Source organism: Mycobacterium sp. E796, from assembly GCF_001672815.1.
GTDB lineage: Bacteria > Actinomycetota > Actinomycetes > Mycobacteriales > Mycobacteriaceae > Mycobacterium.
The window spans coordinates 1-9330 of the sequence record NZ_LZKK01000065.1 but is presented as its reverse complement, the minus strand read 5'-3'; the positions used below and the strand labels follow the sequence as shown (position 1 = coordinate 9330).

Annotated in this window: 9 protein-coding genes; 6 read left to right on the top strand and 3 right to left on the bottom strand. The window is 68.3% G+C overall.

Going from position 1 to position 9330, the window contains the following annotated elements:
* The first annotated feature begins 308 nt into the window (after nucleotides 1-308).
* Entirely contained in the window at nucleotides 309-1469 is a 1161-nt protein-coding gene (locus A5706_RS05965) for an LLM class flavin-dependent oxidoreductase (RefSeq protein ID WP_068128161.1), read from the top strand.
* A 119-nt stretch (nucleotides 1470-1588) separates the two neighbouring features.
* On the opposite strand, the gene A5706_RS05960 is transcribed toward A5706_RS05965, so the two are convergent.
* Nucleotides 1589-2053: an SRPBCC family protein gene (locus A5706_RS05960; RefSeq protein ID WP_068128167.1), complete on the bottom strand. Its 465-nt coding sequence runs from the start codon at nucleotides 2051-2053 to the stop codon at nucleotides 1589-1591.
* 131 nt (nucleotides 2054-2184) lie between these two features.
* Here A5706_RS05960 and A5706_RS05955 point away from each other — a divergent pair, with 131 nt between their 5' ends.
* Nucleotides 2185-3270, top strand: coding sequence for a serine hydrolase (locus A5706_RS05955; protein ID WP_068128158.1), 1086 nt, complete (start codon nucleotides 2185-2187; stop codon nucleotides 3268-3270).
* A 7-nt stretch (nucleotides 3271-3277) separates the two neighbouring features.
* Here the strand turns inward: A5706_RS05955 and A5706_RS05950 are convergent, their stop codons facing one another.
* Entirely contained in the window at nucleotides 3278-4858 is a 1581-nt protein-coding gene (locus tag A5706_RS05950) for an allophanate hydrolase (protein WP_068128155.1), read from the bottom strand.
* Nucleotides 4848-6254: a TIGR00366 family protein gene (locus A5706_RS05945; protein WP_068128152.1), complete on the bottom strand. Its 1407-nt coding sequence runs from the start codon at nucleotides 6252-6254 to the stop codon at nucleotides 4848-4850. The genes A5706_RS05950 and A5706_RS05945 overlap by 11 nt, the downstream gene beginning before the upstream one ends.
* 266 nt (nucleotides 6255-6520) lie before the next feature.
* Here A5706_RS05945 and A5706_RS05940 point away from each other — a divergent pair, with 266 nt between their 5' ends.
* From A5706_RS05940 to A5706_RS05925, 4 genes are all read left to right on the top strand, one after another.
* On the top strand, nucleotides 6521-7258 hold the full coding sequence (locus tag A5706_RS05940; protein WP_068128150.1) for an SDR family NAD(P)-dependent oxidoreductase: 738 nt from the start codon (nucleotides 6521-6523) through the stop codon (nucleotides 7256-7258).
* Between the two features lie 21 nt (nucleotides 7259-7279).
* The gene (locus A5706_RS05935) at nucleotides 7280-8026 is read left to right on the top strand and encodes an SDR family oxidoreductase (protein WP_068128147.1); all 747 of its coding nucleotides are present in this window, start codon (nucleotides 7280-7282) and stop codon (nucleotides 8024-8026) included.
* 37 nt (nucleotides 8027-8063) lie between these two features.
* Nucleotides 8064-8807, top strand: a complete 744-nt coding sequence (locus A5706_RS05930) for a DUF899 domain-containing protein (protein ID WP_068128164.1) — start codon at nucleotides 8064-8066, stop codon at nucleotides 8805-8807.
* Between the two features lie 13 nt (nucleotides 8808-8820).
* The coding region (locus tag A5706_RS05925; protein WP_156766972.1) for a sigma-70 family RNA polymerase sigma factor at nucleotides 8821-9330 on the top strand (510 nt) is incomplete at its 3' end.

The following is a 9330-nucleotide window of genomic DNA, read 5'->3' as shown; positions in this document are numbered from 1 at the left end:
GCGTCCGGTAGTCCGCGCCGTGGTCGCTTCCCGGCGGGATCGCGTAGCGGCCCTTTTCCTCGCGGCGGGGGCGGCAGCATCCCCGGTGTCGGTGGCGGCGGCGGTGGACCGGGTGGCGGCGGCGGTTGCGTCGGCAACATCTGCGGCGGCTACTAACACGCCGGTTACGGCGAAGACTTGCTCCCAAGCCGGTGGGGTCATGTGAATCTGGCCCCGCCGGCTGAGCAATATCCGGGGTCCGCCCTTTTGACCTAACCTTGGGCGGCTTGAGTTATGGTTCTCCGCAACTCGACCGCAAGGGGACCCCAATGGGCAAGCTCAGGTTTGGATATTTCATCGCCCCGTTCCACCGGGCCGGCACGAATCCGACGCTGGCCCTGCAGCGCGACCTGGAGTTCGTCGAACACCTCGACGCCGTCGGCTTCGACGAAGCCTGGATCGGCGAACATCACTCGGCGGGCAGCGAGATCATCAGCTCCCCGGAAGTCTTCATCGCCGCGGCCGCCGAACGCGCCAAGCGCATTCGCTTTGGCACCGGGGTCATTTCGCTCGCCTATCACAACCCGCTCTGGGTCGCCGACCGGTTGATGTTGCTCGATCACCTCACGCATGGGCGCATCATCGGCGGGATGGGACCCGGCTCCTTGCCGACGGATTCCGCGATGATCGGGCTCAACCCGACCGACACGCGCGAGCTCCTGGAAACCAACCTCGACATCGTCGTCCGGCTGCTGGCGGGGGAGACGGTGAGCGCGAAAACGGCCACCCACCAGCTCTTTGACGCCAAGTTGCAGCTGGCCCCCTATTCGGACGGCGGGATCCCGCTCGCGGTCGCCGCGGTCGCCTCGCCGACCGGCGCGCGGCTGGCCGGCAAGCACGGCATCGGGCTGTTGTCCATCGGGGCGACGCTGATCGTCGAGGGCTTCGACGCGCTGTCCTATCACTGGGGCATCGTCGAGGAGCGCGCCGCGGCCTTCGGGACGCAGGTCGACCGCAAGGACTGGAGCCTGGTCGGGCCGATGCACATCGCCGAGACCGACGAGCAGGCCCGCGCCGACGTGAAATTCGGCATCGAGTCGTGGTTCAACTACTTCCAGAAGGTTGCGGCCTTTCCGCAGATGACCATGCCGGGGGAGCAGCTCGACGAGATGATCGACGTCATCAACGAGAGCGGGGCCGGGGTGATCGGCACGCCCGAGCGGGCGCGTGCCCAGGTGCAGCGGCTCTGGGACCAATCCGGCGGATTCGGCTGCTTCCTGCAGATGGGCCACGAGTGGGCCAATCCCGCCGCCACCAAGCGGTCCGCCGAGCTGTTCGCCGCCGAGGTGATACCGCACTTCCAGGGTCAGGCGCAGCCGACGCTGGACGCCGCCGCGCGCGCCGGGCAGGTTCGCGAGGGCCTCGCGCAGTCTCAGCTGCAGGCAGTCGAGCACATGACCAAGAAGTACGAAAGCGAGAAAGGCAGCTAGCGGCGCAGCAGCAGTTCTTACAGGACATGCAGCAGGCGCAGACGACCGAGCAACAGGCCAACAACCCCTAAGATGGGAGCGTTACGCGCCCCGAAAAGCCTTGCGCGCCAAGCCAATCGCTACCGTCCGCCACGTGATTCGCGTTCGGCCGCCTGCACCAGCCGGCCCGAAAAAAACCGCACGGCGCCGCCGAGCGCCGCCCGCATCACCGGTCCCGTCCCGGGGACTCCCTCGACGAACGCACCGGTCCAGCGAATGTCGGTGCCGCCCGCCTGATTCGGCGTGAATACCACCTCGCCCGAGTAGTCCTTGGCGGGGCTCGGCGGTCCGACCAGCTTGTAGGCGTGGCGGTGATCCTGCTCGTAGGCGACGGTTTCCTCCTGCACGAGCAGGGGCCACATGCCCACCTTGCGGACAGCCCCGATGCCGCCCGGCGGATCGCCCTGGCGCGCCCAACTCGACTGAAGGACGATCGGCTTGGCCCACTTCGACCAGTTGGCGCCATCGACCACCAGCCGGAACAGCGTGGCCGCAGGCGCGCTGCTGGTCCGGTTGATTTCGAACGAGAACTTACGACCCGACATCCCGACTCCCTGGTGAAGATCGCTGAGTGACCCGGATGGCACTGCCGCGTACCATACCTCCGCCACCTCGAACACCACCGCGAAGCGTCGTTTCTCTGCGCGGCCTCGCGACGAGCGCGATCATTCACGGTATGGCTCGGCGGTTCGCGTTTCTCGCGGTCTTGCTGTTGGTCGGCGCCTGCGGCGGCGCCCGCGGGCCCGGGCCCACCGCCACCACGTCGACAACCGATCACGCCGACGCGGCCGCCCACAGCCAGAGCGTGCTGGACGACGCGATCAAGGCCGGCGCGCCGGGATGCTCGGCGGCGGTCGGCGTCAAGGGGAAGGTGGTGTGGACGGGCGTCCGCGGTGTCGCCGACATGTCGAGCGGCAAGGCCATCACCGCGCAGACGGTGTTCGACATCGCCTCGGTATCCAAGCAGTTCACCGCCACCGGACTCCTCCTGCTCGTCGCCGAAGGCAAGCTGGCCCTCAACGACCCGCTGTCCCGCTACCTGCCGGAGCTGCCGACGTGGGCAGCCACCGTCACCCTTGCGCAGCTGATGCACCAGACCAGCGGAATCCCCGAGTACGTCGGGCTTCTCGAGGCACAGGGATATCAGATCGCCGACCGCACCACCGAAGATCAGGCCCTGCAGGCCCTGGCCGGCGTGCCCAAGCTGGAATTTCAGCCCGGCTCCCAATTCGAGTACTCCAACTCCAATTACCTGCTGCTCGGCGAGATCGTCCGCCGGGTCGCGCGGCAACCGCTGCCGCAGTTCCTCACCGAACAAATCTTCCGTCCGCTCGGGCTGGCCATGGTTCTGGACCCCACCGGCCCGATTCCCGAAAAGGCCGTTCCATACGAGAACAGCAGCAGCGGTTACCGGGCGACCCAATCTGGTTGGGAGCAGGTCGGTGACGGCGGAATCCAAACCACGCCAAGCCAATTGGTCGGATGGGCCGACAATTACCGAACCGGCCGGGTGGGCGGCCCCGCGCTGCTCGATGCGCAACTGGCCGGCGCGGTGCCGACCGAACCGGGCGGCGCCGACCGGTACGGCGCCGGCATCTATTTGATGGCCAATGGCACGCTCGATCACGACGGCGCGTGGGGCGGGTTCGTCACGGCATTCCGCGTGAGCAAGGACCGAAACACGTCCCTGGCCATCACCTGCAACACCGACAAGCAGGACCCCGAGACCCTGGCCGACTCGTTGGCCAAACTGTGGATGTAGCCGCCGGTCAGCTCTGTTCGGTGAGCCCGGTGACCGTGCGGCCGTCGTCGAGTTCGACCGTGGTCAGCGTCGCGGGCGCGGGAAGGTCCGCCAGCAGCCGCCCCAGCCCGGCTTCCGAGACCCGGAACAGCTCGCCCCGCGACGGCGCTGCCGGTCCGGGCTTGGCGGTGACCCAACCGTCGTGGCGGGCGCCCAGGAGTTCGAGTCGCCGGCGCAGGGATGCAAGACCGAATAGCGCTACCTCGCATCCACTTTCGACCAGCGACGCGGGTGGCGCTCCGCTGAGGCGGGCCGCGATGTCGACGGCGACTTGGTCATGGAACGCGGGCACCACGATCATCACGCCGAACGGGCCACCGGCGGCCGTCGGCACGCCGGGAATGGCGACCGCGGCCATGTCGAGCAGGTTGCAGAAATTGGTGTAGGTGCCCATGCGCCGGTTGATCGAGAACGGATCGGCCCGAACATCGGCCAACGAGGGGTGTTCCGTCGTTGTCGGGAGCAGCAGCGCATCGAAACCCGCGAGGAGGTCGGCGGCAGCGACCCGCGCGCGGGCCAGCGCGTCCAGGTCCGCGGCGAATGCGGCGCCGGTGATTTCGCGTCCCGCGGTGATGATCGCCGCAACATGCGGGTCCGCGCCCGCGGGCGCGGTGTTGAGGAATTCGCCGACCGCAGCGTATCTTTCGGCGACGAATGCGCCGTCATACAGCAGCAAGGCCGCCTCCAGCAGAACCGAGACGTCTACCGGTTCGATGCTGAGCCCCGCGTCGGAAGCGCGAACCACGCTGCGCTCGAACGCATCTCGATAGGCGTCGCTGAGCGCGGTGAGGTTCGCGGCTTCCGGGACCGCCACCCGCGGTACGCCGGGTGCGGCCAGGCGGACGTCGGCCGGCCAGGCGCGGCTGCGGGCGTCGCGGGAGTCGGGCCCGGCCATCACCCGCGCCGCGGCGGCCGCCAGGGCGAGGTCCGCCGCGAGCACCGAGACGGCGTCGAAGCTCGGGCAGGCCGGGACGACCCCGTGGGTGGGGACGATGCCGAGCGTGGGTTTGATGCCGACGATCCCGTTGAGCGCGGCCGGGACCCGGACCGAACCCGCGGTGTCGGTGCCGATGCCGATGTCGGCGATGCCGAGCGCGACCGCCACGGCCGACCCGGAACTGGAGCCGCCGGCGACGAGGTGAGGATGGCGCGAATTGCGCACGGCGCCATAGGGACTGCGGGTGCCGACCAAGCCGGTGCCGAATTGGTCGAGGTTCGTCTTGCCGAGCACGACGGCCCCGGCACCGAGCAGCCGCTCCACGGCGGCCGCCGTACTCGCGGGCAGGTAGGCGAACTCCGGGCAGCCGGCGGTGGTCGGCAAGCCCGCCACGTCGATGTTGTCCTTGACGGCGACCACCCGCCCCGCCAGCGGCAGGCGCTCTCCCGCGGCGAGCCGCCCTTCGACCGCGCCCGCGTCGGCCAGCACGTCGTCCGGCGCGCGCAGTGTGATCCAGATTTCCGGCCGGTCGACTTCGGCGATGCGCCGATACGCGGCGTCGACGCGCGCGGTGGGAGAGCCCTGCACCGAGGCGGGCGCGTCAGATGACATACGGCGCAATGAGGACCATGGCGCTGGCGACGGCGAAACCGATCAGGAAGGCGATCACCGTAAAACCCATCACCTGGCGGACGTTGAGCTTCGCGATGGCGAGCACCGGCAGCAGCCAGAACGGCTGAATCATGTTCGCCACCCCCTCACCGACCGCGACCGACATCGAGGTCAGCCCGAGGTACGCCGGCGAATGTTGGCCGATGGCCAGCGCCGAGTCGACGGCGATCGGTCCCTGCACCGCCCAGTGGCCGCCGCCGGAGGGCACAAACAAGGAGATGATGACCGACCCGACGAATGTGAGGAACGGCAGCGTGTACTGATCGGCACCCCGCACCAGCGCCTCGGCCAGCACGGTCTGCAGCGCTTTGCCCGACCCGCTGGGCAGATAACCCAACAGGCCGACGATCCCGCCGTACAGCGGATACTGCAGGAGCAGCGGACCGGACACCTTCGCCGCCCCCGAAAACGCCCGGATGAAGCGAATCGGCGTCCGGTGCAGCAGGGCGCTGGTGATGGTGAACAGCATGATCATCGACGAAATGTTCAGCGCGAAGCCGCTCAGCACGAAGTACGCGATGCCCGCGACGAAGACGAGGACGTTGAGAATCCACAGGTTTTCCAACCATTCGGCAAAAGTCCGCTTTCCGCTGGGCGCGGGTGGCTCCGGCTCCTCCTCGAAGACCGCCGGATCGGGCTCGAGACCGTGTCGGGGCGCCATGCGCCAGATCGCGACCGCGAGGAGGGCGACCATGACGATGACGGCGACCCAGTTGTAGGGCTGGAAAACCGTCAGCGTCAACGGCACGGTGATCCCGGCGATCTTGTGGATCACGTTGATCGGGCTCGTCGTGTCGGTATTGGCGAGCGCGATCGATGACGACAGGCCCTGCGTCCAGACGATGTAGCCCATGAACCCGGTCGCGATCAGGTAGCCGAAGTGCGCCCCGCGCAGTCGCTTTGCGACCTGGCGCGCCACCAGGGCACCCGCAACCAGGCCGAGCCCCCAGTTGAGCAGGGACAAGACAGTGCTGACCCCGAAACACAGCAGAGCCCCCTGGACCTGGTTCTTCGGCTTGCTTGCGAGACGGACGATGGCGCGCTTGAGGGCGGGCGCCTCGGCCAGCGTGTAACCCGTCACCAACACGAGCACCATCTGGAACGCGAAGGTGAAGATGTTCTGCGATCCCCACACCCCGCCGTACCACGCCTTGAGGATGCCGGAGGCCGACGCGCCCCGGACGAGCAGCGCCACCAGCGCCACGACGATCAGCGTGAGGATGACCGCGAACAGGTAGGGGTCGGGCATGACGCGCTCGACGTAGCGGACGCACACCTCGGTCAACCGCTGGATCAACCCGCGTCGTTCCGTTGCTCGATCCTGTGTTGTGGTCATCTGTCGGCCCCTATCTCCCGGTTCCCGAAATCCCCGCCAAGGCAACCCCAATTTTGTTGCGGCCGGGTGAATTAAGCGGCACCCGACCGCGATGACAACCGAGGTTGCCAGAAGTCGCCCGCCCGCGGCGCGGCACGCGCGGAAATTGGGATCCGACCTTGCGATGAGTTTCGGCGACGGAACCTGTCTATACCTGTAGTTCGATCGATACACAACCGGCGCCCCCGCACCCCGTGCGGGGGCTTTTCGCTTGAGAGGGGCTTGTCATGGCTTTGGCAGAGGACACACTCGCGGACAAAACGGTCTTGGTCACCGGTGCCAACCGCGGCATCGGTCGCGCCTTCGTGGAGGAAGCCCTGCGCCGGGGGGCCGGCCGGGTGTACGCGGGCACCCGAGACGGTTCCTCGTTTCCCGACGAGCGGGTGGTCCCCATCGCGCTCGACGTGACCGACGCGGCACAGATCCGCGCGGCCGCCGCGACAGCGGAATCGCTTGACGTGCTCATCAACAACGCCGGCATCGCGCTCTACGACGACCTGAGCGATCCCGCGTTGCTCGAACGGCACCTCGCCGTGAACCTGTTCGGCACCCATGCCGTCACGCGGGCGTTTCTGCCGGCGCTGATTCGTTCCGGGGGAGCGGTGATCAACAACCTGTCGGTCAACGCGCTGGCGCCGCTGCCGATCATTCCGGCGTACTCCGTCTCCAAGGCGGCCGCGCTCAACCTCACCCAGTCGCTGCGCGCCGTCCTGGCGCCCCAGGGCGTACGGGTGTTCGCAGTTTTCACCGGCCCCGTGGACACCGATATGAGCCGCGAACTCGACATCCCGAAAGCCACGCCGCGGTCGGTGGCGGCGGCCGTCTTCGACGCGCTGCAGGGCGGCGAACAGGACATCTTCCCCGACCCGATCTCGCAATCCATCGCCGCGGGCTGGGACCACACCCCGGCCAAGGAGCTGGAGCGTCAGTACGCCCAGCTGCTTGCGATGGCGACGCCCGCATAACACCATCACCAGGAGGACGAGATGAACAACCTATCCGGCCAGACCGCGCTCATCGTGGGCGCCAGCCGGGGCCTGGGCCACGGCATCGCAACGGCCGCGGCTGAAGCCGGGGCCTCGGTCGTCGCCGTGTCCCGCACCGCGACGACGTTCCCCAACCCGACCAACGGCGACGGCAGCATCGAAGCGGTCGTCGCCGACGCGGCCGACCCATCGGTGCCGGGCACCCTGCTGGATCGGTACGACCCACAGGTCCTGGTGCTGGTCGCCGGGGCAACCCCGTTGCCCCGACCGCTGCAACACCACACCTGGGAGACGTTCTCCGCCAACTGGAACACCGACGTGCGCATCGCCTTCCACTGGCTGCGCGAGGCCCTGCTCAAACCGCTGCGCCCCGGCAGCCGGGTGGTGGTTTTCAGCAGCGGCGCCGCCCTGGCCGGATCCCCGCTGAGCGGCGGGTACGCCGGCGCCAAGGCCACCCAGCGCTTCATCACCGGCTACGCCCAGGACGAGGCCAACCGCGCCGACCTCGACATCAGCTTCACGGCCCTGATGCCCCGCATCACCCCGCTGACCGAACTCGGCCGCCCCGCCGTGCAGGCGTACGCGGCCCGCGAGGGCCGATCCGAGGAGGAATACGTCAAGCAGCTCGGCGAACTGGTCAACCCGCAGGTGGCCGGCGCGGCCGTCGTCGAGCTGGTGCAGGCCGACACCGGCACCGTCGCCGCGGGCTACCTGCTGACCGGCGCCGGCCTGCAGAAGATCGCCTGAAAGTTCTTCCACCACAACCGAAAGGCTGGACATGAACATGCAAACGCCCCCGATCGTGTCGGCGCAGGAATGGGAGGCCGCGCGCCAGCGGCTGCTCGTCAAGGAGAAGGAGCTCGTCCGGGCGCGCGACGCGCTGGCAGCCCAGCGCCGGCGGATGCCGTGGCTTCAGGTGGACAAGCCCTACCAGTTCGACGGGCCCGACGGCAGGGTGAGCCTGCTGGACCTGTTCGATGGCCGGCGACAGCTGGTCGTCTACCGGGCGTTCTTGGAGCCGGGCGTGGACGGCTGGCCCGACCACGCCTGCCGTGGCTGTTCGATGATCGCCGATCACATCGGCAACCTGGCGCATCTCAACGCCCGCAGCACCACCCTGGTGTTCGCCTCCCGCGCCGGCCAGGCCGACATCGAGCGGGTGAAGGCCCGGATGGGGTGGCGGATGCCGTGGTACACCATCACCGACGACTTCGACCGCGACTTCGGGGTCGACGAGTGGCACGGCACCAACGCATTCATTCGCGACGGCGAACGGGTGTTCCGCACATACTTCATCAACAACCGTGGCGACGAGGCGCTGGGTACCACCTGGAGCTACCTGGACATGACCGCGCTTGGGCGCCAAGAGGATTGGGAGGACTCCCCGGAAGGCTACCCGCAGGGCCCCGCATATGCGTGGTGGAACTGGCACGACGCGTACGGCGATCAGCCGGCGCAATGGTGGGAAGAGCCCGCGCCGGGCGAGCGGAACCCCAACGATCCGCGGCCGTCGCGCAGCGGGTCGTGAAAGGCTTTGGGCCATGCCGGACGTCAGCGTCGACGATTTCGCCCAAGTCGCCGAGCGGTACCGACCCGAGTTGCGGGCGTACTGCTATCGCATGCTCGGATCCGTGGACGAATGCGAGGATCTGGTTCAGGACACCTACCTTCGCGCGTGGCAGGCCTACGAGAAGTTCGAGGGCCGCTCCTCGGTGCGGTTGTGGCTGTACAAGATTGCGACGAACACGTACCTGAACGCATTGCAAACGCGCAAGCGGCGTCCGCTGCCCTCCGGGCTGAGCGCGCCGGCCGACAGCCCGACGGCCGCGCTGGCCCCGGCGCAATCCGAGATCCCGTGGTTGCAACCCGCCCCCGACAGCCTGCTGTACGGCGCCACCGACGATCCCGCGGTGGTGGTGTCCGTACGCAGCAGCGTTCGCTTGGCGTTCGTCGCTGCGCTGCAACACTTGTCGTCGTTGCAACGCGCTGTTCACCGCCGGCGTGGAGGTCTCCAAGATCTCGGCGACTTCGCCGGCCTGCCAGCCCAACAC

What these genes read in the sequence shown, in the direction of transcription:
- A5706_RS05965 (WP_068128161.1), top strand. Translation starts at nt 309, where the DNA reads ATGGGCAAGCTCAGGTTTGGATATTTCATCGCCCCGTTCCACCGGGCC.
- A5706_RS05960 (WP_068128167.1), bottom strand. Translation starts at nt 2,053, where the DNA reads ATGTCGGGTCGTAAGTTCTCGTTCGAAATCAACCGGACCAGCAGCGCG.
- A5706_RS05955 (WP_068128158.1), top strand. Translation starts at nt 2,185, where the DNA reads ATGGCTCGGCGGTTCGCGTTTCTCGCGGTCTTGCTGTTGGTCGGCGCC.
- A5706_RS05950 (WP_068128155.1), bottom strand. Translation starts at nt 4,858, where the DNA reads ATGTCATCTGACGCGCCCGCCTCGGTGCAGGGCTCTCCCACCGCGCGC.
- A5706_RS05945 (WP_068128152.1), bottom strand. Translation starts at nt 6,254, where the DNA reads ATGACCACAACACAGGATCGAGCAACGGAACGACGCGGGTTGATCCAG.
- A5706_RS05940 (WP_068128150.1), top strand. Translation starts at nt 6,521, where the DNA reads ATGGCTTTGGCAGAGGACACACTCGCGGACAAAACGGTCTTGGTCACC.
- A5706_RS05935 (WP_068128147.1), top strand. Translation starts at nt 7,280, where the DNA reads ATGAACAACCTATCCGGCCAGACCGCGCTCATCGTGGGCGCCAGCCGG.
- A5706_RS05930 (WP_068128164.1), top strand. Translation starts at nt 8,064, where the DNA reads ATGCAAACGCCCCCGATCGTGTCGGCGCAGGAATGGGAGGCCGCGCGC.